This is a genomic window from Uliginosibacterium aquaticum (assembly GCF_012972705.2).
Taxonomy (GTDB): Bacteria; Pseudomonadota; Gammaproteobacteria; order Burkholderiales; family Rhodocyclaceae; genus Uliginosibacterium; species Uliginosibacterium aquaticum.
The window spans coordinates 1,422,611-1,447,707 of record NZ_JABCSC020000001.1 but is presented as its reverse complement, the minus strand read 5'-3'; the positions used below and the strand labels follow the sequence as shown (position 1 = coordinate 1,447,707).

General features: G+C 55.6%; 24 protein-coding genes and 1 tRNA gene. 2 read left to right on the top strand and 23 right to left on the bottom strand.

Features of this window, described 5'->3' with window-relative positions; translation table 11 throughout:
* Window positions 1-363 precede the first annotated feature (363 nt).
* Window positions 364-1,068, top strand: coding sequence for an OmpA family protein (locus HJ583_RS06430; RefSeq protein ID WP_170021119.1), 705 nt, complete (start codon window positions 364-366; stop codon window positions 1,066-1,068).
* 162 nt (window positions 1,069-1,230) lie between these two features.
* Complete coding sequence (gene ubiG / locus HJ583_RS06425) at window positions 1,231-1,932, top strand: bifunctional 2-polyprenyl-6-hydroxyphenol methylase/3-demethylubiquinol 3-O-methyltransferase UbiG (RefSeq protein ID WP_170021118.1); 702 nt, start codon at window positions 1,231-1,233, stop codon at window positions 1,930-1,932.
* A 49-nt stretch (window positions 1,933-1,981) separates the two neighbouring features.
* Here ubiG and fusA read toward each other — a convergent pair whose 3' ends face one another.
* From fusA to glmM, 23 genes are all read right to left on the bottom strand, one after another.
* Complete coding sequence (fusA, locus tag HJ583_RS06420; protein WP_170021117.1) at window positions 1,982-4,030, bottom strand: elongation factor G; 2,049 nt, start codon at window positions 4,028-4,030, stop codon at window positions 1,982-1,984.
* A 101-nt stretch (window positions 4,031-4,131) separates the two neighbouring features.
* Complete coding sequence (locus HJ583_RS06415) at window positions 4,132-4,662, bottom strand: NUDIX domain-containing protein (protein WP_170021116.1); 531 nt, start codon at window positions 4,660-4,662, stop codon at window positions 4,132-4,134.
* Between the two features lie 71 nt (window positions 4,663-4,733).
* On the bottom strand, window positions 4,734-6,191 hold the full coding sequence (gene nuoN / locus HJ583_RS06410; protein ID WP_170021353.1) for an NADH-quinone oxidoreductase subunit NuoN: 1,458 nt from the start codon (window positions 6,189-6,191) through the stop codon (window positions 4,734-4,736).
* A gap of 35 nt (window positions 6,192-6,226) precedes the next feature.
* Window positions 6,227-7,708, bottom strand: a complete 1,482-nt coding sequence (locus HJ583_RS06405; protein ID WP_170021352.1) for an NADH-quinone oxidoreductase subunit M — start codon at window positions 7,706-7,708, stop codon at window positions 6,227-6,229.
* Window positions 7,709-7,741: 33 nt separating this feature from the next.
* Window positions 7,742-9,766 (bottom strand): NADH-quinone oxidoreductase subunit L, encoded by a 2,025-nt coding sequence (nuoL, locus tag HJ583_RS06400; protein WP_170021115.1) that lies wholly within the window; start codon window positions 9,764-9,766, stop codon window positions 7,742-7,744.
* Between the two features lie 7 nt (window positions 9,767-9,773).
* Window positions 9,774-10,079, bottom strand: coding sequence for an NADH-quinone oxidoreductase subunit NuoK (gene nuoK / locus HJ583_RS06395; protein ID WP_101943213.1), 306 nt, complete (start codon window positions 10,077-10,079; stop codon window positions 9,774-9,776).
* Window positions 10,079-10,720, bottom strand: coding sequence for an NADH-quinone oxidoreductase subunit J (locus tag HJ583_RS06390; RefSeq protein WP_170021114.1), 642 nt, complete (start codon window positions 10,718-10,720; stop codon window positions 10,079-10,081). Before HJ583_RS06390 ends, nuoK begins: the two co-directional genes overlap by 1 nt.
* A gap of 33 nt (window positions 10,721-10,753) precedes the next feature.
* On the bottom strand, window positions 10,754-11,242 hold the full coding sequence (gene nuoI, locus HJ583_RS06385) for an NADH-quinone oxidoreductase subunit NuoI (RefSeq protein WP_170021113.1): 489 nt from the start codon (window positions 11,240-11,242) through the stop codon (window positions 10,754-10,756).
* A 3-nt stretch (window positions 11,243-11,245) separates the two neighbouring features.
* Window positions 11,246-12,295 carry an NADH-quinone oxidoreductase subunit NuoH gene (nuoH, locus tag HJ583_RS06380; protein ID WP_170021351.1) on the bottom strand — a complete coding sequence of 350 codons (1,050 nt, stop codon included), beginning with the start codon at window positions 12,293-12,295 and terminating at the stop codon, window positions 11,246-11,248.
* Window positions 12,295-14,628: an NADH-quinone oxidoreductase subunit NuoG gene (nuoG, locus tag HJ583_RS06375; protein ID WP_170021112.1), complete on the bottom strand. Its 2,334-nt coding sequence runs from the start codon at window positions 14,626-14,628 to the stop codon at window positions 12,295-12,297. Before nuoG ends, nuoH begins: the two co-directional genes overlap by 1 nt.
* Before the next feature lie 2 nt (window positions 14,629-14,630).
* Window positions 14,631-15,947 (bottom strand): NADH-quinone oxidoreductase subunit NuoF, encoded by a 1,317-nt coding sequence (gene nuoF / locus HJ583_RS06370; protein WP_170021111.1) that lies wholly within the window; start codon window positions 15,945-15,947, stop codon window positions 14,631-14,633.
* Window positions 15,944-16,420 carry an NADH-quinone oxidoreductase subunit NuoE gene (gene nuoE, locus HJ583_RS06365; RefSeq protein WP_170021110.1) on the bottom strand — a complete coding sequence of 159 codons (477 nt, stop codon included), beginning with the start codon at window positions 16,418-16,420 and terminating at the stop codon, window positions 15,944-15,946. The genes nuoF and nuoE overlap by 4 nt, the downstream gene beginning before the upstream one ends.
* A 9-nt stretch (window positions 16,421-16,429) precedes the next feature.
* Window positions 16,430-17,683: an NADH-quinone oxidoreductase subunit D gene (locus HJ583_RS06360; RefSeq protein ID WP_170021109.1), complete on the bottom strand. Its 1,254-nt coding sequence runs from the start codon at window positions 17,681-17,683 to the stop codon at window positions 16,430-16,432.
* Window positions 17,676-18,278: an NADH-quinone oxidoreductase subunit C gene (locus HJ583_RS06355; protein WP_217423335.1), complete on the bottom strand. Its 603-nt coding sequence runs from the start codon at window positions 18,276-18,278 to the stop codon at window positions 17,676-17,678. Before HJ583_RS06355 ends, HJ583_RS06360 begins: the two co-directional genes overlap by 8 nt.
* Window positions 18,275-18,766: a NuoB/complex I 20 kDa subunit family protein gene (locus HJ583_RS06350; RefSeq protein WP_101943104.1), complete on the bottom strand. Its 492-nt coding sequence runs from the start codon at window positions 18,764-18,766 to the stop codon at window positions 18,275-18,277. The genes HJ583_RS06355 and HJ583_RS06350 overlap by 4 nt, the downstream gene beginning before the upstream one ends.
* 48 nt (window positions 18,767-18,814) lie before the next feature.
* Entirely contained in the window at window positions 18,815-19,288 is a 474-nt protein-coding gene (locus HJ583_RS06345) for an NADH-quinone oxidoreductase subunit A (RefSeq protein WP_456243324.1), read from the bottom strand.
* Window positions 19,261-19,345, bottom strand: a tRNA-Leu gene (locus tag HJ583_RS06340). Before HJ583_RS06340 ends, HJ583_RS06345 begins: the two co-directional genes overlap by 28 nt.
* Before the next feature lie 71 nt (window positions 19,346-19,416).
* Window positions 19,417-19,749, bottom strand: coding sequence for a preprotein translocase subunit SecG (secG, locus tag HJ583_RS06335; protein WP_170021107.1), 333 nt, complete (start codon window positions 19,747-19,749; stop codon window positions 19,417-19,419).
* 82 nt (window positions 19,750-19,831) lie between these two features.
* Complete coding sequence (pstB, locus tag HJ583_RS06330) at window positions 19,832-20,620, bottom strand: phosphate ABC transporter ATP-binding protein PstB (protein WP_170021106.1); 789 nt, start codon at window positions 20,618-20,620, stop codon at window positions 19,832-19,834.
* Between the two features lie 37 nt (window positions 20,621-20,657).
* Window positions 20,658-21,581: a phosphate ABC transporter permease PstA gene (pstA, locus tag HJ583_RS06325; protein ID WP_170021105.1), complete on the bottom strand. Its 924-nt coding sequence runs from the start codon at window positions 21,579-21,581 to the stop codon at window positions 20,658-20,660.
* Between the two features lies 1 nt (window position 21,582).
* Window positions 21,583-22,458, bottom strand: a complete 876-nt coding sequence (gene pstC / locus HJ583_RS06320; RefSeq protein ID WP_328824838.1) for a phosphate ABC transporter permease subunit PstC — start codon at window positions 22,456-22,458, stop codon at window positions 21,583-21,585.
* 161 nt (window positions 22,459-22,619) lie between these two features.
* Complete coding sequence (locus HJ583_RS06315; protein WP_170021104.1) at window positions 22,620-23,624, bottom strand: PstS family phosphate ABC transporter substrate-binding protein; 1,005 nt, start codon at window positions 23,622-23,624, stop codon at window positions 22,620-22,622.
* 85 nt (window positions 23,625-23,709) lie between these two features.
* The gene (glmM, locus tag HJ583_RS06310; RefSeq protein WP_170021103.1) at window positions 23,710-25,062 is read right to left on the bottom strand and encodes a phosphoglucosamine mutase; all 1,353 of its coding nucleotides are present in this window, start codon (window positions 25,060-25,062) and stop codon (window positions 23,710-23,712) included.
* Window positions 25,063-25,097 lie beyond the last annotated feature (35 nt).

Here is a 25,097-nt window from a genome sequence, read left to right as displayed (position 1 = left end):
GCTGCGCACCCCAGACCTTTGTGCAATTCCAATTGGACTCAATCAGGTTCCCACTGGCATGACATTGCTACACACTTCGTACATGTCGTGAGACGGCCGGCAGACACAGACGTTTGGGCAGATGGCAATTCGCGCATCGAAGCCGGAAATCTGTTGCACGTCAGCAACAATGAATTGCTGCGTGTTTCCAGCCTGTGGCAGAATGCCGCGAAGCGCTGATAGGCACTCGCCGTCAAGCTCAATGCGCAGAGTAAAAAGTCTGCGCATTAAGGAAGCAAAGTTTTGAGAAGTGTAATTCGGGGGCATCGGCAAGCCGCTCTGTCCAGTAATTGAGTTCGCAACCAGCCTTGCAACGAGGAGAATATGAAAAAATCGCAACTGTTCATTCTGGCCGCCATCGCAGGTTTTACCGCCGGTGCCCAAGCCCAGATCGTGGTGAAGTCCGCTCCGGTTCAACCGTACATCATCGGCTCCGGCAATATCGTTGAGAAGGATGGTCTCGGTAACTGCCTGCGTTCCAGCAACTACTCCACTGACCTCATCAAGAGCGTTCTGACCGAGAAGGGTGTCCCGGTCGGCGTCGAATGCGGTGAAATCAAGGAAGAGCCGAAGGCTGCTGCTCCGGTTGCGGCAGCTCCGGTTGCTCCAGTTGCTCCCGCCGCCGCCGCTCCTGCTGCTCAGAAAGTCAGCTTGCCGGCCGATGCAGTGTTCGCCTATGACAAGGCAGACCTGACCGATCAAGGCAAGAGCGGCCTGGCCAAGTTTGCGGCAGACGCCAAGACTCTGACCCAGCTGGAAGTGGTGATCGCTGTAGGTCACGCTGACCGCATCGGTTCCCCGGCTTACAACCAGAAACTGTCTGAAAAGCGCGCCGCCGCAGTGAAGGACTTCTTGGTTAGCCAGGGCATCCCCGCTAACAAGGTCTACACCGAAGGCAAGGGCGAAACCCAACCGGTGACCGGCAAGACCTGCGAAAAACTGGGCGCAGAAAACGGCAAGAACAAGAAGCTGGTTGATTGCCTGGCCGCTGATCGTCGCGTTGAACTGGAAGCTGTCGGCAGCAAGTAATTTGCCGAACGCCTGAAAAAGCCCAGCTAAAGCTGGGCTTTTTTATTTTCAGCATCCATGTCATAAAAGCCAAACATCTCACCCCCTTCTTTCTTAAAATAGAAAATAAGCACATCTCACTGACGTTCTCGTTACTATCCTTTAATGCCCAAAGTACAGACCATGAGCCCTAACGCCGACGAAAAAGAACTCGCCAAATTCAGCGAGCTCGCCCATCGCTGGTGGGATCCGAACTCCGAATTTCGCCCGCTGCACGAAATAAACCCCCTGCGCCTGGAATGGATAGACCAACACTCTTCGCTCAAGGGGAAGAGCGTACTGGACATTGGTTGTGGCGGCGGGATTTTGGCCGAAAGCATGGCTGGACGCGGCGCCAAAGTTGTCGGCATTGATCTTTCAGACAAGGCTCTGTCAGTAGCTCGCTTACATCTGTTCGAGAGCGGACAGCAGGTCGATTACCATAAAGTGTCAGCCGAAGCACTGGCAACCGAGCAGCCAGACAGTTTCGATATAGTCACCTGCATGGAAATGCTGGAGCATGTCCCAGATCCTGCCAGTATCGTGCGAGCTTGCGCTAAACTGGTCAAACCAGGAGGGCACGTCTTTCTGTCAACACTGAACAGAAATTTCAAGGCCTACCTGTTCGCTGTAATCGGCGCAGAATACGTTCTAAACATGCTGCCACGCGGCACACACGATTACGCAAAGTTCATCAAACCGTCAGAGCTGTCCGAGCATCTTCGCACTGCCGGGCTTGACGCACAGGAACTGATAGGGATGACCTACAACCCTTTCAGCAAGATATATTCGCTAGGCAGAGATACGGATGTAAATTATCTGATGCGTGCGCAACGCCCAATCTAAGATTGAAACGCCCCAACTCTTAATCGTTTTTTCAATCTAAACCCCAAAATCAGTCTTCCTCTCCTGGCTTAAACGCAGCCATCAGTTGTTGCTGCACGGCTGGTGGTGCCGTTTCATAATCGGACATGGCCAGCGTGTAACTCCCCTGGCCGCCTGTGAGAGCCTTTAGCCGCCCCTGAAAATCTGACAACTCAGAAAGTGGTGCTCGCGCGTTGATGGCGACCATTCCAGCACGAGCGTTTCCTGTATTGGTCACCTGTCCGCGCCTTGCGGAAATCTCTCCAGAAATATCCCCATAGGTATAATCCGGCGCGAGAATCTCCAGATTAACCAAGGGCTCAAGCACAACCGGGCGTGCATTTTTCATTGCATCCAGAAAAGCCTTCCGCCCGGCAGTCACGAAGGCTATTTCCTTCCCATCCACTGGGTGGGTTTTTCCGTCATAAACGGTGACTTCAATATCTTGAACCGGAAATCCAGCAATGGCCCCTGACTCCAACACGGCACGCACCCCCTTCTCTACAGCTGGAATGAAAGCCCCAGGAATCGCCCCCCCCTTAACCTCATCTTTAAAACGAAATCCTTCACCACGACCTAGCGGCAGGACTCTCAGAAACACCTCGCCAAACTGACCAGCACCGCCACTTTGTTTTTTGTGTCGATGATGCCCCTCGGCACCATGGGTTATCGTTTCTCGATACGGAATAGTCGGGGGATGAGACTCCACCTCAAGTTTGTATTGCGAATTCATACGCTCAAGCACCCTCCCAAGATGCAATTCGCCTAGCCCGCGAATAACAACTTCATGTGTTGTAGGATCACTCTCGACTTGCAAGCCAGGGTCCTCAACAGCAAGGCGATGCAGAACCTCCGCCAGTTTTTGTTCCTCCCCTCGCCGTTTCACACGCACAGCAAGTCCATACACAGCATGAGGTAAAGGCAAGGGCTTGAAATGAATCAATGCGTCTTCAGGCGCATCATGCAAAACCGCACCAAAGAACAACTCATCCAGCTTGGTAATGGCACAGATTTCTCCCGGCCCTGCCTCTGCTATAGAAAGCAGTTGCTTGCCCTGCACCCGATGTAGATGAGTCACCTTGAAAGGCTTTCGTCCATCTCCGACATACAGCAGGCTCTCCGGTGTAATCGTCCCCTGGAGAATGCGCAGACAGGCTATTTTGCCCATGTAAGGATCGACTTCGACTTTGAAAACATGTGCAATTACATGTTCAACTGGCGAGTGGGACGCACGCAAAGGCTGGGCAAGCTCCGAATTTCCATTAGGCCATCTCTCAAAAAGGGGAGGATTCCCTTCAAACGGACTGGGAGCCAAACGCACAACAAAATCCAGAAATGCTTTTAACCCTGCTCCGCTACGCGCAGAGGTGAACAGGACAGGAATCAAATGTGCATCTCTCAATGCTTGTTCGAATGCATCATGTAGAATTTCAGGGGCTATTTCTTCGCCATTCAGGTAACGCTCAGTCAAGCCTTCGTCAACCTCCACTATCTGCTCGATGATCGCTTGATGTGCTTCGCTGACACTTGAGAAATCGGTTACGTCTCCAGCGAAACTGAAAAAACAATCAACAACCCTGCGACCACCATCAGCCGGTAAATTGATCGGCAAACACTCACGACCAAATGCTGACTGCAGGTCTTCTATCAAGCCAGGCAAATCAAGACGTTCAGTATCAATACGATTGACTACGACAACTCGACACAATTTGCGCGTCTGGGCCCATAGCATGGCGCGCGAGGCGCTGATCTCGATGCCGTTCTGAGGATTAATGACGGTCACGACTGTTTCTGTGGCGTCCAGTGCAGCCATCGCCTGACCAGCAAAATCAGGAAAACCCGGCGTATCGAGCAACTGAACCCTCACCTCGCCTTGATCGAGCTGCGCAAGAGCAAGCTTGGCTGTGTGTTGATGCTCTTTTTCTAGCGGGTCGTAATCGCAGACAGTCGTCCCCTTTTCAACGCTTCCCGCTTGGGGGATGGCCCCAGCCAGCGTCAAGAGTTGCTCGATAAGGGTAGTTTTACCGGATCCTGAATGCCCGAGGAGAGCCAAAGTGCGAATGTCCTGTGTATCTGGCATGTCCGTGTCCCTCGTACCGGAGTGATGACAAGCCACCCTACACCCTGTGAAAGAGTGATTCAATCAGTTGAATCCGCACACTGCCTGTTTGTCCATCAGGGCTAAAGAAGGCGTCGGGCCCAGAAGAGGCAGGTAATTGTTTTTGCGTCCGTGATACGGCCGTCTAGCACGGCCTGTTCAGCTTCATCCAGAGACATTTCAAATACCTCAACAAACTCACCTTCATCAAGCTCCGGCTTACCCGGTAACAACTCACGAGCCAGAAAAATCTCTATTTTTTCATTCGAGTAGCCAATGCAGTTATGCATTCGCCCTACATGCTGCCAACTACTAGCGCTATAACCCGTTTCCTCCAGTAATTCGCGTTGCGCGCACCCTAGCAAAGAGTCTGTCTGATCAATCTTGCCTGCGGGCATTTCAATAAAAACCTGCCCCACGGGATAACGAAACTGCCGCTCAAAAATCAGAACCCCCGGCCGGACTTCCGCTATGACCACGCAAGCACCAGGATGCTGCACATATTCACGCAGAGCCTCTCCCCCATCAGGTAATGCAACCCGGTCCCTACGCACCTCAAGTAGCTTCCCCTCAAAGACCCGCCCACCCTCAATCAATCGTTCCGTCAAATCCATTCTCAGTGCTCCAAACGACCAAAAAAGAAAAAGCCAGCGAAAAGCTGGCTTTTTGACTTGAGCCTCAGTGATCAGAGCGAGGCCTGCATCACCACCACGCAAATTTGCATCAGCAAGCTGGGAAAGAGCCCCAAGGCAGCAAGCATCAAAACATTACCTGACAGTACGATGCGGGTAAAACGAGTCGCCGGCAAAGCGTCCGTAATCGTAGGCTCGTCAAAGAACATGATCTTAACAACGCGCAAATAGTAGTAAGCACCGATCAAAGACATTAGCACAGCCACGACTGCCAGCACGGCGTAGCCGGCCTGCCAGAAAGCCTGAAGCACGAAGAATTTGGCAAAGAAACCCACAAAAAAAGGAATGCCTGCCATCGAGAACATCACGACCGCCATCATGGCCGCCCACCAACTACTTCGCTTATTGAGACCTCGCAGATCTTCGAGATTTTCAGATTCAAAACCTGCCCGAGACATCAGATTGATGATGCCGAAAGCCGCAAGCGTAGTCAGTGCATAGGTCAAAACATAGAACAGTGAAGAAGCGTAAGCATGATGAGGGTTGGCTGTAGTCGACGAGACGAACCCCAACAACATGAAGCCCATATGAGAAATGCCTGAATAAGCCAGCATGCGCTTGATGTTGGTCTGTGCAATCGCGGCGATGTTACCCAACACGATCGAAGCAATGCCCACAATCAAAAGCATCTGTTTCCAATGGTCCATCAGGTCCCATAAACCAAAAGCGAACAAACGGCATGCCATTGCAAAGGCCGCGATTTTTGAGGCGGTTGCGATGAACTGGGTGACCGGCGTGGGCGCCCCCTCATAAACGTCAGGCATCCACATATGGAAAGGGACCACACCGAGTTTGAAGGAGACGCCTGCAACCAGAAACACTAAGCCAAACAGCAAAATAGTGCGATTTGCAGCTTGCTGCTCGAACAGTGCTCGACCAATTTCGATCAAACCCAGCGACTGAGTGGCGCCGTACACCATGGACATCCCATACAGGAGCAAACCGGAAGCCAAAGCACCAAGAACAAAGTACTTCATCGCGGCCTCGGTGGAACGCACCGAGTCCCGATTCACGGCCACCAACGCATACGAACTCAAAGAGAGCATTTCAAGACCAACATACACAGTCAGCAGGCTGCCCGCAGAGATCAAAACCATCACGCCAAGTGTGGCAAATAGAACCAGCAGATAATATTCGCCAGATTCGATCTTGCGATCTTGCATGTAGCGACGGCCGTAAAGCAGACCAAGTCCCACGGCAACACAGGTAGCCAGCTTAAGCAAATCCCCCAGAGGCGAGTAGAGATACATCTGGCCAAAAGTGACATCCAGTTCAGAACTCACCATCACGACACCAGCCATGGCTGAGATCAAGGAAGCCTGGGTCAGATAGTAGGCAATCGTGTTCGCATAGCAGCGAGAAAAAGCAACTGCCAGCAGGATGACCAAACCCATCCCGGCCAAGATGAGTTCAGGAATGAGTGGTACGAAATTCGGAATTTGAAAGTCCATCATGCGCCTGTGCGAATTCGCCTAATCCAGTTTGCTCACAGTTTTCCAGCGGCAACGTGCTTTAGCAGGTCTGCCACGGAAACATGCATGATCTCCGTGACCGGGAAGGGATAAAGGCCCATCACCAGTACGCAGATCGCCAGCACGGCGAGCATTAGGCCCTCGCGCTTGTTAATGTCTGTAAGTTCGGCCACATGGGGGTTGCCCACCGCACCGAATACGACACGCTTATACATCCAGAGGGTATAGGCCGCACCAAGAATCAGCGTGCTAGCTGCCGCGAAACCCACCCAGAAATTGAATTTCACAGCACCAAGAATCACCATGAACTCGCCCACAAAACCGCTGGTTGCAGGCAAGCCCGCATTCGCCATGGAGAACAGCATGAAGAGCGCAGAAAATTTGGGCATGGAGTTCACGACGCCGCCATAATCAGCGATCTCACGACTGTGCATGCGGTCATACAGCACACCGATGCAAAGGAACATGGCTGCCGAAACAAACCCGTGCGAAATCATCTGCACTAATGCGCCTTCCATGCCAAGCGGATTGAACATGAAGAAACCTAGTGTCACGAAACCCATATGAGAGATCGAGGAGTAGGCAACCAGTTTCTTCATATCCGCCTGCACGATTGCTACAAAGCCGATATAAATCACAGCGATCAGCGACAGAGTAATGATTAGCGGGGCCATCACCTGCGATGCATCTGGCACGATCGGCAAGGAAAAACGCAGGAAACCATAAGCACCAAGCTTCAGCGCAATGGCAGCCAGCACTACGGAACCACCGGTAGGCGCCTCTACGTGTGCATCAGGTAGCCAGGTATGTACAGGCCACATCGGCACTTTCACTGCAAAAGAAGCGAGGAAAGCCCAGAAAATCCAAGATTGAGCCTGCATTCCAAGCTTAAGGGCGTGCCAGTCAGCCAGTTCAAAACTACCACGAGACTCCATAAATAGATAAATGAAGGCCAGCAGCATCAACAAGGAGCCAAGCAGCGTGTAGAGAAAGAACTTGATGGCTGCATATACGCGATTGGGACCACCCCAGATGCCGATCGCCAGATACAAAGGAATCAGCGACGCTTCGAAGAAGACGTAAAACAACAAGCCATCCTGAGCAGCAAAGATGCCATTCATAAGGCCGGACATGATCAGGAAAGCAGCGATGTACTGCGCCACCTTGACCTGGACCACCTCCCAACAGGCTATCACCACGATCACAGTGATGAAGCTGTTGAGCACGATGAAGGGCATTGAGATGCCGTCCACACCCAACGAATAGTGCGCATTGAAATAAACAATCCAGTTGCGAAATTCAACGAACTGCATCGCGCTACTGGACGCATCAAACCCCGCATATAACGGCAAGGTTACGAAGAAACCGGCCAATGCAAAGATCAAGCCCATGGCACGTGCTACCGGAGCATTGCGATCCGCTCCGGCAAACAGGGTCAACAGTCCGCCAAAGATCGGAATCCAGATCGAGAGGCTGAGATAAGGAATGGTCATCAGATATATCCGTGGATTCTTTTAAGCGTCAGGCTTTCACGACTCGGGGCGCAAGATGGGCCACCACAGGACAAGCAGGGTCACTACGCCAATGATTACCCAGAAAGCATACTGATAAACCAGACCGCTCTGAATCACGCGCGAGAGGCGCGAAACCCAGCCGACACAAGCCGCAGAACCATTGACCAGTACACCATCAATCAACATCTGGTCGCCCCCTTTCCAGAGACTGCGCCCTAACAAGCGCGCACCACCTGCAAAGACGATCTCGTTGAAGCGATCAAAGTAGTACTTGTTCTCCAGCACACGATGCACAAAGGATAGTCGCCTCTGAATCAGCGCTGGCATGTGCGGAAATTTCAGATACAAAAGCCAAGCAGTAAACACCCCTCCCGTAGCCAACCAGAACGGGGCAGTCTTCAGCCCATGCAGGGCCATGCCAAAGCCGCCATGGAAGGACTCGCGCAACTCAGCAAGCGTGTCATGCGCCGGAGCAATGTGGATAACGCCCTTGAACCAGTCGCCGAAAAGCATTGGTTCAATGGTCCCAAAACCAATCAGGACAGAAGGAATGGCCAGCATAATCAGCGGCAGCGTAACCACCCAGGGTGACTCATGCGGCTTTTGACCCGGGGCCAGCCCATGGTGATGATCGTCTGCCAGTTCTTCGTCTGCGTGATCGCCGTGATGATTATGGACATGACCAAAACGCTCTTCGCCATGAAAGACCAGGAAATACATCCGGAAGGAATAGAAGGCAGTCACGAAGACGCCTGCCAGTACGCAAAAAGTCGCGTAACCAGCGCCTGGAATGCTGGAATGATGGACCGCGTCGATGATTGCATCCTTCGAATAAAACCCGGAGAACAGCGGCATGCCAATCAGCGCCAAAGATCCCAGCAGCGAAGTCAGCCATGTAATCGGCATGTACTTGCGCAGCCCGCCCATGTTTCGCATGTCCTGATCATGGTGCATGCCAATAATCACGGAGCCGGCCCCCAGGAACAGCAGGGCCTTGAAGAACGCATGGGTCATCAGATGGAACACCGCCGCCGAATAAGCCGAGGCGCCGAGCGCAACAGTCATGTAACCCAGTTGTGAGAGCGTGGAATAGGCCACCACGCGCTTGATGTCGTTCTGGACAATGCCCAGAAAGCCCATGAACAAGGCCGTGGTCGCGCCGATCACCATCACGAATGAGAGTGCGGTTTCGGACAGCTCGAACAACGGCGACATGCGGGCCACCATGAAGATGCCAGCGGTCACCATCGTTGCCGCGTGAATCAGGGCAGAAATCGGCGTCGGGCCTTCCATTGAATCCGGCAACCAGACATGCAGCGGAACCTGAGCCGACTTGCCCATGGCACCGATGAAGAGACAGATGCAGATAGCGGTCAGCATCGGCCAGCCGGTATTCGGCACGGTTAGTTGCAGCAGATCCTGAGCCTTGGCGAACACTTCGGCGTAATTCAGGGTGCCGGCAAAGGCTGCGATCAGGCCGATTCCCAGCAGGAAACCGAAGTCCCCCACACGGTTCACCAGAAAGGCCTTGAGGTTGGCGTAAATTGCAGTCGGGCGGGTGTACCAAAAACCAATCAGCAGATAGGAAACGAGCCCCACGGCTTCCCAGCCGAAAAACAGCTGCAGGAAGTTGTTGCTCATCACCAGCATCAACATAGCGAAGGTAAACAGCGAGATGTAGCTGAAGAAACGCTGATAACCGGGATCCTCGCTCATGTAGCCGATCGTGTAGATGTGCACCATCAACGACACGAAGGTCACCACCAGCATCATCATCACGGTCAGGCTGTCAATCAAGAAACCAACCTCGAACTTGATGCCACCACTAGTAGCCCAAGTATACAGCGCGCCTTCGAAAGTATTGCCAGCCTGGACATCCTGAAAAATGAAGAACGACGCAATCAAAGCAGTCGCCACACCCAGAATGGTCACCACATGCGAAGCAGTGCGGCCGATCATCCGGCCGAACAATCCCGCAAGAATCGCCCCTGCCAGCGGAGCCAGAGGAACAAGAAGATAGAGTTTCTGCATGGAGCTCATCTGGTGCTCAACCCTTCAGGCTGTCGAGGTCATCCACATGGATCGAGCGCAGGTTGCGGAACAACACAACCAGGATCGCCAGCCCGATAGCCGATTCAGCAGCAGCCACGGTCAGGATGAAGAAAACGAAGATCTGCCCGGCGGCGTCGCCGTAATAGCTGGAAAAAGCCACGAAATTCATATTCACAGCCAACAGCATCAACTCGATGGCCATCAGCAGCACGATGAGATTCTTTCGATTGAGGAAGATCCCCACCACGCTGATCGCAAACAGGATTGCCCCGAGGATGAGGACGTGAGAAAGCGGCGCCATCATTTGTCGGAATCTCCAGAACCAAGGTTTACTTCTTCCTTCTCGGCGGCGATCGAGTGGATCACCAGTCGGTCGCGGGCCTTCACGGCAATCTGCCTGGCGGGATCCAGATGACGTGTGCTCTCGCGGCGACGATAGGTCAGCATCACCGCTGCAATCATAGCGACCAGCAGCACCAGCGAAGCAAGCTCGAAGGGGTAAGCGTAATCAGTGAAGATCAGACGGGCGAGTTCCTGCGTATTGCTGACTCCAGCGTCAAGCTCCGCCGGCGCGGGAATGACCTCGGTGCTGAAGTAGCGGCCATTAAGCACCATCGCCATTTCGGCAACCATGATGCCTGCCACCACCAGCCCTACCGGAAGGTAGCGCCAGAAACCCTCGCGCATCTTGTCGATGTTGATGTCCAGCATCATCACGACAAACAGGAAGAGCACCATCACCGCGCCAACGTAGATCAGCACGATGGCAATCGCCAGGAACTCGGCCTGCATCAGCATCCAGATCATGCCCGAAGTGAAAAAGGCAAGCACCAGGTGCAGCACGGCATGCACCGGGTTGCGCGCAGTGATGACCCGCAACCCGGCGAAGACCAGAATCGCCGAGAAGAGGTAAAAACAGATTGTCGGGAAGGAAAGATCCATGAATTCCTCGATTAAGCCTGTGGCACTTTCGCCTTAGCGATATTGGGCATCGGCAGCACGATCTTCGGCGATCTGCTTCTCGAAGCGATCCCCCACAGCCAGCAGCATCTGCTTGGTGTAATACAGGTCACCCCGTTTTTCACCGTGGTATTCCAGCACCCGGGTTTCAACAATCGCATCAACCGGACAAGCCTCTTCACAGAAACCGCAGAAAATGCACTTGGTCAGATCGATGTCGTAACGGGTCGTACGGCGCGATCCATCCTCACGCTGCGCCGACTCGATGGTGATTGCCATCGCCGGACAGACAGCCTCACACAGCTTGCAGGCGATGCAGCGCTCTTCCCCGTTGGGGTAGCGGCGCAAAGCATGCAAACCACGGAAACGCGGACTCTGCGGCGTTTTCTCTTCGGGATACTGCACCGTGATCTTGCGCGCAAAAAGATGGCGCCCGGTCAGGGCCATACCCTTGAAGAGCTCAAGCAGAACAACGCTGCCGAAAAAATCTTTGACTGCACCCATGGCTTACTTCCAGATCGACAGCGGCGACATGATCCAGATGCCCAGAACCAGCACCCAGAGCAGACACAGGGGAATGAACACCTTCCAGCCCAGACGCATGATCTGGTCGTAACGGAAGCGCGGGAACGTGGCACGGATCCAAAGGAAAACAAACAACAACAGCGACGCCTTGGCCAGCAGCCACCAGATGCCATCGGGCAAGAAGCTCACCGGCGAGAGCCAGCCGCCGAGGAAGAACACCGCCGTCAGCACCGCCACCAGGATCATGTTGGCGTACTCTGCAAGGAAGAACAGCGAAAACGCCATGCCGGAATACTCGATCATGTGGCCGGCCACGATCTCCGACTCACCTTCCACTACATCGAAAGGCGCACGGTTGGTTTCCGCCACACCCGAGACGAAGTAGACGAAGAACATCGGCAACAAGGGCAGCCAGTTCCAGCTCAGGAAACCGAGCCCCATCTCAGCAAATCGCCCGACGCCCTGCCCTGCCACAATTTCGGAAATGTTCAGCGAACCCGAAATCATCAGTACGCATACCAGCGAAAACCCCATCGCCAGTTCGTAGGACACCATCTGCGCGGCGGAACGCATGGCTCCCAGCAGAGCGTACTTGGAGTTGGAAGCCCAGCCCGCGATGATCACGCCATACACCCCAAGCGAGGTGATAGCCATCAGGAACAGCAGGCCGGCATTCACATCCGCCAGCACCAGACCATCGGCAAAAGGCACCACCGCCCAGGCAGCAAAGGCAGGCGCGATCGCCATGATCGGGCCGAGGAAGAACAGACCCGTGCTGGCCTTGGCTGGCGAAATGATTTCCTTGAACAGCAGCTTGAGACCATCCGCCACCGGCTGCAGCAAACCGAGCGGCCCGACCCGATTGGGGCCGATACGCACCTGGATCCAGCCGATCACCTTGCGCTCGGCCAGCGTCATGTAAGCCACAGCACCCATCAGCGGCGCAACGATGAGAACGATCTTCAGCATCGTCCACACCACGACCCACAGCGGACCGAAGAAGGAAGCAAAGGGTTGCAGGAGTTGGTCCATCATGCGCGCTCCACCTTCAGTTCGCCGGACATGGCGCCCAACGCGATGGTCGCGGCGCAAGCTGCAGAAACCCTGACGCCCCCGTGCGGGACGGCTTCATCGCTGAGCACGCGCAAAGTAACCCTCCCTGTAGAAGAGGCCACTGCCACCTCAGCACCGGACTCAAGACCAAGAGACTGCAAAGTCTCTGGATGAATGCGTGCCTGAGGTTTGGCTGCATCCCGCGTTTTCTGCAGAGGAGCCGCACGGCGCACCAGAGCGTCGGAGGCATAAATCGGCACGTCCGCAATGCGCTGCAAACCGGCAGCAGGGGCATCCAGCTTCGGAACGACACCTGCCACAGCGTTGTTCAAGAGCCCGCTGATGTCTCCAGCCAGCACTTCGTCACGCACGACTTCAGAAGAATCCTGCTCAAAACCGGACAAACCAAACAGATTGCCCAGCACGCGCAGCAGCTTCCACGCTGGGCGCGTTTCGCCCAAGGGCTTGACCACGGCATTAAAGGACTGAACACGCCCTTCGGCATTCACAAAGCTGCCGGAGGTCTCCGTGAAAGGCGCCACCGGCAGCATCACGTCGGCGTATTCGGCGGCCTTACCGGCGAAGCTGCCCATGTAGATCACGCTGGCAGCCTGATCGAGCGCTGCGCGAGCAGCCACACCATCGGCGCAATCCAGCTCGGGCTCCACACCCAGCAGCACATAGGCCTTGCGAGGTGAAGCCAGCATCGCCGCCGCATTCAGGCCGGATTGCGGCACGGCCTTGGTCAGATAGGCACCCACAGTGCCCGCAGATTCGCCCAGGAAGCCGAAGCTCGCGCCTGAAATGCGTGCAATCTCGGCGGCCAGCAATTCCAGCGAAGCCGCATTCGGATGCTGTACTGCCAGATTGCCCAGCAGCACGGCGCGCTTCTCACCCGTCAGCAAAGCATCCGCAACGGCTTGTGCAGCTGCATCAACCTTGGCCTTGCCTGCCAGGTCAGCATACCCGGCGGCAAGCGCAATGCCTGCCTTGCTGGATACGGCGGCCAGCACCGCAGCCAGCGAAGCTGCCAACTTATCCGGCGCAGCAATGACTTCAGCCGCCAGAGGAATCAGCCAGTCGTCGCCACAGGCATTGACGCGCGCAATCTTGCCGCCGCGACGCTGCGCCTGGCGCAGACGCTGAGCCATCAGCGGATGATCCTTGCGCAGGAAGCTGCCGATCACCAATGCGGAATCGAGCGCCGAAAGGCCCGCCACCGGCATGCCCAGCCAAGGCGCACCGGCTCGCTTGCCATCAAGCGAGAAATCGCACTGACGCAGACGACTGTCGATATTGTCCGAACCCAGCCCGCGCAACAGCTTCTGCGCGAGATACATCTCCTCCACCGTGCTCTGCGGTGAAACCAAGGCTGCAATCTGCTCGGCACCGTGGGTGGCCTTGATGTCGCTCAGGGTGCGCAGAACATAATCAAGCGCGGTCTGCCAATCGACCTTGTACCATTCGCCACCATGCTTGATCTGCGGAACGGTGAGACGATCCTCTGCATCCAGGCCCTCATACGAGAAACGATCGCGATCAGAGATCCAGCACTCATTCACCTCTTCGTTTTCGAGCGGCAGCACGCGCATCACCTTGTCGTGCTTAACCTGCACCTGCAGATTGGCGCCCAGCGAATCATGCGGGCTCACCGACTTGCGCCGTTCCATCTCCCAGGTACGTGCACCGAAGCGGAAGGGTTTGGAGGTCAGCGCACCGACCGGGCAGAGGTCAATGGCATTGCCGGAAAGCTCGGAATCCAGCGAACGGTCGACAAAGGTCATCACCTCCGAGTGTTCGCCACGATTGGCAATCCCGAGTTCCATGACACCCGAGATCTCCTGGCCGAAGCGCACACAACGCGAGCAATGAATGCAGCGCGTCATGTCGGTATTCACCAGCGGCCCGAGATTCTTGTTGAAAACGACCCGCTTCTCTTCCTGATAACGCGAACCCGAAGCACCATAGCCGACCGCCAGATCCTGCAACTGACACTCGCCGCCCTGATCACAGATCGGGCAATCCAGCGGGTGATTGATCAGCAGGAATTCCATGACGGACTTCTGCGCCTTCACCGCCTTCTCGGAAGTGGTGCTGACCTTCATGTCGGCCGTCACCGGCGTGGCACAGGCCGGCACCGCCTTGGGCATTTTCTCCACCTCCACCAGACACATCCGGCAGTTGGCGGCAATTGAAAGCTTCTTGTGATAGCAGAAATGCGGAATGTGCTTGCCAATCTTGCGCGCAGCTTCCATCACGGTGCTGCCCGGAGCCGCTTCCACCTTCTGGCCGTCGATTTCGATCTCTAGCATGCTCAATCCTGGCGCACGTAAATCCGGCTGCCTTCCCGTTGCAATTCAACGGGAACCAGGCAACGCTTGTGTTCGATGTGATAGGCGAATTCGTCGCGATAGTGCTTGAGGAAGCCACGCACCGGCATGGCTGCCGCATCGCCCAGCGCACAGATCGTCCGGCCCATGATGTTCTCCGCCACGTTATCCAGCAAGGCTAGATCTTCTGCCCTGCCCTCGCCGTTCTCAATGCGATGCATCATCTTGTACATCCAGCCCGTGCCTTCACGGCAAGGCGTGCATTGACCGCAGGATTCCTCGAAATAGAAGTAGGACAGACGCTCCAGCGCCTTGACCATACAGGTCGTTTCATCCATGACGATCACCGCACCGGAACCGAGCATGGACCCCGCCTTGGAGATGGCGTCGTAATCCATGGTGAGATCCATCATGATCTCGCCCGGAATCACCGGCGCCGACGAGCCGCCAGGAATCACCGCCTTGATCTTGCGTCCACCGCGCATGCCACCGGCCATTTCCAGTAGTTCTGCGAACGGCGTACCAAGACGCACCTCGTAGTTGCCCGGTCGATTCACATGCCCGGATACCGAAAAGATTTTGGTACCGCCATTGTTGGGCTTGCCCAGATTCAGGAAAGCCTCACCGCCCATGCGCAGGATGAAAGGCACCGAAGCAAAGGTTTCGGTGTTGTTGATCGTGGTGGGCTTGCCGTACAGGCCGAAACTTGCGGGGAAAGGCGGCTTGAAGCGCGGCTGACCTTTCTTGCCTTCCAGCGACTCCAGCAAGCCGGTCTCCTCACCACAAACATAGGCACCGTAACCATGGTGGGCAAACAGATCAAAGCTGAAATCCGAGCCAAGAATATTGCTACCCAGCAAACCGGCAGCGCGCGCTTCAGCCAGCGCCTCTTCGAATCGCTCATAGACGTCGAAGATCTCACCGTGAATATAGTTGTAGCCCGCCACACAGCCCATGGTGTAGCCGGCAATGATCATGCCTTCAATCACCGCATGCGGGTTGTAACGCAGGATGTCGCGATCCTTGAAGGTGCCAGGCTCGCCCTCATCCGAGTTGCAGACTACATACTTCGGGCCAACGTAGGCCTTGGGCATGAAGCTCCACTTCAAACCGGTCGGAAAGCCGGCGCCGCCACGACCACGAAGATTGGAGGCCTTCAGTACGCCGATGATGTCATCCGGCGCGGTTTTCTCGGCAACGATCTTCTTCAGCGCCTCGTAGCCACCGCGCTGGATGTAATCGGCCAGGCGCCAGGTACGGTCACCATTCAGATCGGCAAGGATCAAGCGGGTCTCGCTCATTTGGAGAGCTCCTCGATCATGCTGTCGATCTGCTCACGCGTCATGCGGCAACACATCTTGTGATTGTTGTGCAACAGGACCGGCGCATCGCCGCACGCCCCCATGCATTCACCCTCCTTCAGGGTGAACTTGCCATCGGCCGTGGTTTCGTTGAAACCCACTCCCAGCTTTTCCTGCAGATATTCCGCAGCCTCAACGCCGCCGGAAAGCGCACAGGGCAGATTGGTACACACCGTGATCTTGTGCGCGCCGACCGGCTTAAGGTCGTACATATTGTAGAAACTCGCCACCTCATAAGCAGCCATCGCGGGCATGCCAAGGTAACTGGCGACAAACTCGATTGTTTCCGGAGCAAGCCAACGCTTTTCGGTCTGGGCAATCCGCAAGGCTCCCATGACCGCCGACTGCTTCTGGTCAGCCGGATACTTGGCCACTTCTCGGTCAATCAACTGCAGTGATTCTGCGCTCAGCATGCTCATCTCTTATCGATCAATCTCACCGAACACGATATCCATCGTGCCGATGATGGCGACAACGTCGGCAATCATGTGACCCTTGGCCATTTCATCCATCGCAGCGAGGTGCGCAAATCCAGGGGCGCGCAGCTTCAGTCGCCAGGGTTTGTTTGCGCCATCGGAAACGGCATACACGCCGAACTCGCCCTTGGGATGCTCGACGCCCGCATAGACCTGGCCTTCCGGCACATGCATGCCTTCGGTGAAGAGCTTGAAATGGTGGATCAACTCCTCCATGTTGCTCTTCATCTTTTCGCGGGACGGCGGCGCAACCTTGTGGTTACTCGTAATGACAGGCCCCGGATTCTTGCGCAACCAGTCAATACACTGCTTGATGATCCGGTTGCTCTGACGCATCTCTTCCATGCGTACCAGATAACGGTCGTAACAATCGCCGTTGGTGCCAACCGGAATATCAAAGTCCATACGGTCATAGACTTCGTAAGGCTGCTTCTTGCGCAGATCCCACACGATGCCGGAGCCACGCAGCATCGGACCAGTAAAGCCCAGTGCCAGAGCGCGCTCAGGCGACACCACACCAACACCAACCGTCCGCTGCTTCCAGATACGGTTGTCCGTCAGCAGGGTTTCGTACTCATCGATATAGGTAGGGAAACGATTGGTAAAGTCCTCAAGGAAGTCCAGCAAGGAGCCTTCGCGCGCGGCATTGAGCTTCTTGACCGTCGCGGCATCCTTGAACTTGTTGACCTGATACTTCGGCATCTGGTCCGGCAGGTCACGATAAACGCCGCCCGGTCGGTAGTAAGCCGCATGCATGCGCGCGCCGGAAACGGCCTCATACGCATCCATGAGATCTTCGCGCTCGCGGAAGGTGTACAGCACCATGGTCATGGCGCCGACATCCAGCGCATGCGTGCCAATATTGAGCAGATGGTTCAGCACACGCGTGATTTCATCGAACATCACACGGATGTACTGAGCGCGCAGCGGCACATCAACACCCAGCAACTTCTCGATCGCCATGCAGTAAGCATGCTCGTTGCACATCATGGAGACGTAATCGAGACGATCCATGTAGGGCACAGACTGAATCCAGGTGCGCGTTTCAGCAAGCTTCTCGGTACCGCGATGGAGCAGCCCGATATGCGGGTCGGCGCGCTCGACCACTTCGCCGGAAAGCTCGAGAATCAGACGCAAAACACCGTGTGCGGCCGGATGCTGCGGGCCGAAGTTGATCGTGTAATTCTTGATTTCAGCCACGACCGCCTCCATAGGCCTCTTCGCGCACAATGCGCGGCGTATTTTCTCTCGGCTCGATACTCACCGGCTGATAGACCACCCGCCCCTGCTCCTTGTCATAGGTCATTTCCATGAAACCCGAGACAGGGAAATCCTTGCGGAAGGGATGGCCGACAAAACCGTAATCCGTGAGGATACGGCGCAGATCCGGATGACCTTCGAACATGATGCCGAACATATCGAAGGCTTCGCGCTCAAACCAGCTCACGGCCGGCCAGATTTCACACAGTGAGTGCACTAGGGGAAATTCGTCACCCTCGGCATACACACGCAGACGCAAGCGCCAGTTATTGGCCACCGACAAAAGATGGGAAACCGCGGCAAAACGCTGAGGCTGCTGCAGCCTGCCGCAATAGCCCGAATAATCAACTCCGGCCAGATCGATCAACTGCTCAAAACCGAGTTCGGAGTGATCGCGCAACATGCGAGCCACCTCGAAATAGTCCGCAGCCTTGACGTCCAGGGTCAGCTCACCGAGATCGGATTCGAGCGCGAGTATCCGGCCAGCAAGAATCTGATGCAGCGCCTGTGACAGGCGTTCAAGCTTGCTCATCAGGCAGCCACTCCTTCACGCGCAATGGTATTGGTGCGACGAATCTTATTCTGCAATTGCAGAATGCCGTAAATCAGTGCTTCTGCAGTAGGCGGACAGCCCGGCACATAGACGTCTACCGGCACGATTCGGTCGCAACCACGCACCACGGAATAGGAATAGTGGTAATAACCGCCGCCGTTGGCACAGGAGCCCATGGAGATCACCCAGCGCGGTTCAGCCATCTGATCGTAAACGCGGCGCAAGGCAGGCGCCATCTTGTTACACAGCGTGCCAGCAACGATCATCAGATCAGACTGACGCGGACTCGGGCGAAATACAACGCCGAATCTATCCAGGTCGTAACGGGAACAGCCGGCATGGATCATTTCCACAGCACAGCAAGCAAGACCAAAAGTCATCGGCCACAAGGAACCGGTGCGCGTCCAGTTGATGACGGCATCCAGCGACGTCGTGACGAAGCCTTCGCGAAATACACCTTCGATGCTCACAGAGCGCCCCTCAAAGAGTAAGGCGTCCGGAATGCGTGTCGAGCGGGATTATTCCCAGTCGAGCGCGCCTTTCTTCCAGACGTACACGTAACCGATCACGAGAATGCCCAAAAACACGAACATTTCGTAAAAACCGAACAAGCGAACAGCCTCGTTGCCAGCCAGCTCTTTCACGATGGAAGCCCAAGGCAGCAGAAAAGCCACCTCAAGGTCAAACAAAATGAAGAGAATTGCGATCAGATAGTAGCGTACGTCGAAGCGCATACGCGCTTCTTCGAAGGGCTCGAATCCGCACTCATAGGGCGTGAGCTTTTGCGGATCAGGTCTATGGGGACCAAGCAGACGGCCCAACATCATTGGTGCAACACCAACAGCAAGACCAACTGCGATAAAGAGCAGAACCGGAAAATAATTATTCAGCATCATGCTTCCTCTGGGGTGGGAAGACTGCTCATTGCAAAACGCCCGCATCAAAGCGGGCGTTTCATTCTCTCTGGTGCCGACGATGAGACTCGAACTCATACGGCTTGCGCCACCACCCCCTCAAGATGGCGTGTCTACCAATTTCACCACGTCGGCACTACTAAACTGCTGTGGATTATAGGTGGATATACACCACCCTAACCACCTTATTCTATTTTTTTACAGACTTACTTTGGTACATCCTGCCCTGAGGCAGCCGGCGCTGACGCAGCCGGAACCACCACACCCTGCATCAGGCTCTGCGACGCAGGCTGACGAGCAGCCGAAGCGAAATAACTCAAAGCAAGACTGGTAATAAAAAACACCGTCGCCAGGATTGCAGTCGTGCGACTGAGGAAGTTCGCAGACCCGGATGATCCAAAGAGACTACCAGAAGCACCACTACCGAAAGCAGCACCCATATCAGCACCCTTGCCGTGCTGCAGAAGCACAAAGCCAATCACCGCACACCCAACAAGAATGTGAAGCACCAGCAGGAGACTGAACCAGAAGCTGCCCATAAGAGGAAGCGATACGCCGTTTGAGGAAAGACAGGATTATAGCTAGCTCAAGATGACCGGTCAACGGAGAATGGCGTAAACCTTAGCCAAAGCGCCCAGTGATGTAATCTTCAGTCTGTTTTTTCTGCGGCTTGATGAACATCTGGTCCGTCACCCCGAACTCAACCATCTCACCCAGATACATGTAGGCGGTGTAATCGGATACTCGTGCAGCCTGCTGCATGTTATGCGTCACGATCAGGATCGTGACCTTGTTCTTGAGTTCCGTTACAAGCTCTTCGATGCTGGCTGTAGCAATAGGATCAAGAGCGGAAGTAGGCTCATCAAACAGAATGATTTCGGGATCGGTTGCCAATGCACGCGCAATGCATAAGCGTTGCTGCTGACCACCGGAGAGGTTTGCCCCCAAGCTGTTGAGCCTGTCCTTGACCTCATCCCACAGCGCGGCCCCACGCAACGCCTGCTCGACCTTCTCGTCAATCACCGCGCGACTGCGTTCGCCACGTACGCGCAGGCCGTAGGCGACGTTTTCATAAATCGATTTCGGGAAGGGGTTAGGCTTCTGGAACACCATAGAGATGCGCATGCGCACCTCGATCGGATCAACCGCCTGATCAAGCAGATTGGTGTTGTCCGGATGCAAACGAATCTCGCCTTGGTAGCGATTACCCGGATACAGATCGTGCATGCGATTAAATGACCGCAACAGGGTGGACTTGCCGCAACCGGAGGGGCCGATCAGCGCGGTGACCTTGCGCTCGTGAATCGGCATGTTGATGTTCTTGAGTGCGTGAAAGGCTCCGTAGTGGAAATTAAAGCCTTTGACTTCAGCCTTGATACGTTCAGGGGAGGTGTTCAGCGTCATGATCATTCTCTCGAGGGAGTTCGGGCTGGGTATCCAGAAGGACTTACCACTTGATGTTCTTGCGCAGGCGATAGCGCAACCAGATTGCGACAGCATTCATCGCGAGGGTCATGCCGACCAACACCAAGCCTGCTGCAGCTGCATTGGCATGAAACGCCACATCGGGGCGGGAGGTCCAGTTGAACATCTGGATCGGCAACACGGTAAAAGCGGCCTGAGCCCAGTCGAACAAACCGGCGGCTGGATCTCCGGACAACGGTGCGGGCGGAAGATAGGCAATGAAAGTCACAGCGCCTACGACGATCAGTGGCGCAGTCTCACCAATGGCGCGCGCCATGCCGATGATCACACCAGTCAGAATGCCGGGACTGGAATACGGGACGATGTGATCACGCACGGTCTGCCAGGTCGTAGCGCCACAGGCATACGCCCCTTCGCGAATCATCTGAGGAATCGCACGGATCGCTTCACGGGTTGCCACGATCACCACAGGCAGGATCAGTAGAGCCAGCGTCAAGCCAGCTGTCAGGATGCTGCGTCCGAGACCGAAGGTGTAGACAAACATCCCAAGCCCCAGCAGGCCATAGACGATGGACGGAACCCCTGCCAAGTTGGAAACATTGATCTCGATGATGTCGGTTAGCCAGTTCTTGGGGGCATATTCTTCGAGGTAAACCCCGGCAGCAACGCCCAGGGGGATGGCCACCGCTGCCGTCACCAGCATCACCAGCAGGGATCCCACCCAAGCCGCGAGGATGCCGGCCTGCCCTGCCCGACGAGAGGGGAAATTGGTCAGAAAATCCGGATGGAGTCGCTCAGCCCCGGTCATCCACATATCAACAAACAGGGATGTCAAGGTCAGCACGCCCAGCATCAGACAGGCGATACCAAAGACTGCAAACAACCAGTCCAGTCTCTTGTGGCGCGCAATCAGGCTACGAATAGCCTGCAGATCGTTCTCTTGCATCTCAATACACCTCGCGATACTTCTTGCGCATCCAGTGACCCACAATATTCAACAGCAGGGTGAGGACGAACAGGGTCAGGCCGGCAGCAAAAATCGTCTGGTAGCCAATGGAATCGTGCGGCAGATCCCCTTGCGACACGCCTGCAATATAGGAAGCCAACGTCATTGCCGACTCTGCAGGGTTGAAGGTCAGATTCGGCTGGCTGCCGGAGGCCACGGTCACGATCATGGTCTCGCCGACAGCGCGCGAAATGGCAAGCACGTAAGCAGAGGCCACACCAGAGAAAGCCGCCGGAAAAACCACACGCAACGCTGTCTGCAATCGCGTCGAACCCATGGCATAGGCGCCCTCGCGCAAACTCATTGGCACTGCGCGCATGGCATCTTCGGACAGCGAACTGACGTAAGGAATGATCATCACACCCATGACCAAACCAGCAGAAAGGATGTTGAAACCGGGTAAATCGGGATAAATCTTCTGCAACAGTGGCGTCACCGTAATCAGGGCGAAGTAACCAAACACAATCGTTGGCACCCCCCCCAGCAACTCCAGCACCGGCTTGGCCATCTCGCGCACGCGGAAGGTAGCAAATTCGGAAAGATAGATAGCAATCACCGTTCCGATCGGCAGGGCTACTGCCAACGCCACGACCGAACTGGTCAGTGTGCCTGAAATCAGCACCATGATGCCGTAGTGAGCATCATCGAAGAGCGGCGTCCACTGGCGGTCAGTCAGGAAATCCAGCAGGGAAACATGCCGGAAGAACGCCAGCGATTCGCTGACGAGGATATAAACAATCCCGAGGGTGACGAATACGGAGATGAAGGCAGCCAGAAACAGGAGGGCTTCGACCCCGGTTTCCTTGAGATTGCGCACCCTGCTGCGCTTGAGTCGATCACTCACCCCACCCATGCTGTTCTCACTCTCTGCTACGGCCGTCTGAATCATTCGAGTGTACCAAGCCAGAACCATCAATTCATCAAAAAGCCCCGGAAGACCTGCACAAGCAGATCCACCGGGGCTTGATCACAGAGCGTTTATTCCTTCGGATCGCGCTTGAGCAGATCGGAAATCTTCACACCGATCTCGTTATGCCCGCCGAAAGCAGTACCTGTACGGCCCTTGCCAAAGTTATCCAGCGCGTGCTTATAGTCGGCATCAGACAGCGGCACGTACTTAACCTCGCGAGAGAACTTGCCAGCATTCTTCAGATAGAACTCAACAAACTCCTTCACATCCGGACGCTTGGCGGCTTCGGCATTCACATAGACGAAGATCGGACGGGACAGGGGCACGTAGCTACCGTCAATCACAGACTTCTCGGAAGGCAGCACGCCCGGCTTGCCGCCGGCAGACACAGCAACAGCCTTGAGCTTGTCAGTGTTCTCAGCGTAATAGGCGTAACCAAAGTACCCCAACCCACCTTGGTCACGGGACACGCCCTGCACCAGCACGTTATCGTCTTCCGAAGCGGTGTAGTCACCACGCGAGGACTTGGCCTTGCCAACGGTGGCTTCGGTGAAATATTCGAAGGTACCGGAGTCGGTGCCCGGACCGTAGAGCTTGAGGGCTCGGTCAGGGAAGGACGCATTCACCTGCTTCCAGTTGGTCACTTTCCCTTGAGCGGCCGGCTCCCAGATTTTCTTCAGCTCTTCAACAGTAATACTGGAAATCGGGCTGTTCTTGGCAACCACCACGGTCAGCGCATCGAAAGCGATCGGCAGTTCGATGTACTTGACACCAGAAGCCTTGCAGGCCGCCATCTCGGCGGCCGTGATCGGACGCGAAGCATTGGAAACATCGGTACGCAGGGAGGCTTCGCCTGCACAGAATTTCTTGAAACCACCACCAGTACCGGACATCCCCACGGTCACCTTCACAGCGCCCTTCTTGAGCTTCTGGAAGTCCTCAGCAGCGGCCTCGGAAATCGGGAAAACGGTCGAGGAGCCGTCGATCTTGATCACGTTCTGAGCGTAAGCGCCCAGCGAATTGAAGCCTGCAGCCAAGACCACGGCCATCGCGGCCAGTTTGAAACCATTCATCGCAATCTCCTGATTGAGTTGGACCAGAACCAACCCGCGCAGTATATGAATGGTTTGTTACAACTGTGCTACAGGCAACAAAAGCTTATTCAACGGCCTCGCGCACCGCTTCAGCAATCAGCCTGGCCAGGCGTTCGACCTTTTCGCCATCAGCTCCCTCGACCAGCACACGCAGCAGTGGCTCTGTACCTGAGGGGCGCAGCAACACCCTGCCCTCACTTCCCAACTCTGCCTCGGCCGCCTTCTGCGCGGCTGCAATGCCTTGATCGACCTTCCAGTCAAAGCCAGCTTTCATGCGCACATTGATCAGTCGCTGAGGATAGAAAACCAGATCCGAGCATGCCTGTGGCAGGGTTTCATCAGCGAGACGCAAAGCCGCCAGCACCTGCAGCGCCGAGATGATGCCGTCGCCCGTCGTGTGGCGATCAAGGCAGATGACATGGCCAGAGTTCTCGCCACCCAGCTTGTAACCATGCTCGAGCAACTGCTCCAGGACATAGCGATCCCCCACCTTGGCACGCACGAAACCGGCGCCCAGGCGAGCAACAGCATGTTCGAAGCCAAGGTTGCTCATAAGCGTACCGACGACGCCCTCCAGCCGACCTTCACGCTTCTGTGCACGAGCAATCACATACAGCAACTTGTCGCCATCGTAGAGTTCGCCGGAGTGATCACACATCAGTACGCGATCACCATCACCATCCAGTGCAACACCAAGATCTGCGCCACTCTTCAGTACAGCCTCGCGCAAACTGGCAGGCGCCGTAGCCCCGACACCTTCGTTGATATTCAGGCCGTTCGGGCTGACCCCGACGCTGATCACATCTGCGCCCAACTCGTGAAAAACCTTCGGCGCGATATGATAGGCAGCGCCGTTGGCACAATCCAACGCGATTTTCAGACCACGCAAGTCCAGATCATTTGGAAAAGTGCTCTTGCAGAACTCGATGTAGCGGCCAGCCGCATCATCGATGCGGCGAGCACGCCCCAATTCGGCCGACTCGGCGCATCCCATCGGCTCATCAAGATGAGCCTCGATTTCTTCCTCGAGCGCATCGGGCAACTTGGTGCCGGAGGCAGAGAAGAACTTGATGCCGTTATCGTAGTAAGGATTGTGGGAAGCGGAAATCACCACCCCGGCCTGGAGACGCAATGCACGCGTCAGATAGGCCACGGCCGGTGTAGGAATCGGTCCAGCCAGAATCACGTGCACGCCCGCAGCCGCAAAACCGGCCTCCAACGCCGCCTCCAGCATGTAACCGGAAATCCGGGTGTCCTTACCGATCAGCACGGCAGGCTGCTCCCCTGGCGGCAATTTGCCACGCGCGGCCAGGGTTTTGCCGGCGGCGTAACCCAGACGCATGACGAAATCCGGGGTGATGGGGCTGCACCCTACTTGACCACGCACCCCGTCGGTGCCGAAATATTTGCGTGCCATGCCTGTCTCCTTGTCCGTGGGCCGGGATTGTGCCT

What these genes read in the sequence shown, in the direction of transcription:
- HJ583_RS06430 (WP_170021119.1), top strand. Translation starts at nt 364, where the DNA reads ATGAAAAAATCGCAACTGTTCATTCTGGCCGCCATCGCAGGTTTTACC.
- ubiG (WP_170021118.1), top strand. Translation starts at nt 1,231, where the DNA reads ATGAGCCCTAACGCCGACGAAAAAGAACTCGCCAAATTCAGCGAGCTC.
- fusA (WP_170021117.1), bottom strand. Translation starts at nt 4,030, where the DNA reads ATGCCAGATACACAGGACATTCGCACTTTGGCTCTCCTCGGGCATTCA.
- HJ583_RS06415 (WP_170021116.1), bottom strand. Translation starts at nt 4,662, where the DNA reads ATGGATTTGACGGAACGATTGATTGAGGGTGGGCGGGTCTTTGAGGGG.
- nuoN (WP_170021353.1), bottom strand. Translation starts at nt 6,191, where the DNA reads ATGGACTTTCAAATTCCGAATTTCGTACCACTCATTCCTGAACTCATC.
- nuoL (WP_170021115.1), bottom strand. Translation starts at nt 9,766, where the DNA reads ATGAGCTCCATGCAGAAACTCTATCTTCTTGTTCCTCTGGCTCCGCTG.
- nuoK (WP_101943213.1), bottom strand. Translation starts at nt 10,079, where the DNA reads ATGGCGCCGCTTTCTCACGTCCTCATCCTCGGGGCAATCCTGTTTGCG.
- HJ583_RS06390 (WP_170021114.1), bottom strand. Translation starts at nt 10,720, where the DNA reads ATGGATCTTTCCTTCCCGACAATCTGTTTTTACCTCTTCTCGGCGATT.
- nuoI (WP_170021113.1), bottom strand. Translation starts at nt 11,242, where the DNA reads ATGGGTGCAGTCAAAGATTTTTTCGGCAGCGTTGTTCTGCTTGAGCTC.
- nuoH (WP_170021351.1), bottom strand. Translation starts at nt 12,295, where the DNA reads ATGGACCAACTCCTGCAACCCTTTGCTTCCTTCTTCGGTCCGCTGTGG.
- nuoG (WP_170021112.1), bottom strand. Translation starts at nt 14,628, where the DNA reads ATGCTAGAGATCGAAATCGACGGCCAGAAGGTGGAAGCGGCTCCGGGC.
- nuoF (WP_170021111.1), bottom strand. Translation starts at nt 15,947, where the DNA reads ATGAGCGAGACCCGCTTGATCCTTGCCGATCTGAATGGTGACCGTACC.
- nuoE (WP_170021110.1), bottom strand. Translation starts at nt 16,420, where the DNA reads ATGCTGAGCGCAGAATCACTGCAGTTGATTGACCGAGAAGTGGCCAAG.
- HJ583_RS06345 (WP_456243324.1), bottom strand. Translation starts at nt 19,288, where the DNA reads ATGAGTTCGAGTCTCATCGTCGGCACCAGAGAGAATGAAACGCCCGCT.
- secG (WP_170021107.1), bottom strand. Translation starts at nt 19,749, where the DNA reads ATGGGCAGCTTCTGGTTCAGTCTCCTGCTGGTGCTTCACATTCTTGTT.
- pstB (WP_170021106.1), bottom strand. Translation starts at nt 20,620, where the DNA reads ATGATCATGACGCTGAACACCTCCCCTGAACGTATCAAGGCTGAAGTC.
- pstA (WP_170021105.1), bottom strand. Translation starts at nt 21,581, where the DNA reads ATGCAAGAGAACGATCTGCAGGCTATTCGTAGCCTGATTGCGCGCCAC.
- HJ583_RS06315 (WP_170021104.1), bottom strand. Translation starts at nt 23,624, where the DNA reads ATGAATGGTTTCAAACTGGCCGCGATGGCCGTGGTCTTGGCTGCAGGC.
- glmM (WP_170021103.1), bottom strand. Translation starts at nt 25,062, where the DNA reads ATGGCACGCAAATATTTCGGCACCGACGGGGTGCGTGGTCAAGTAGGG.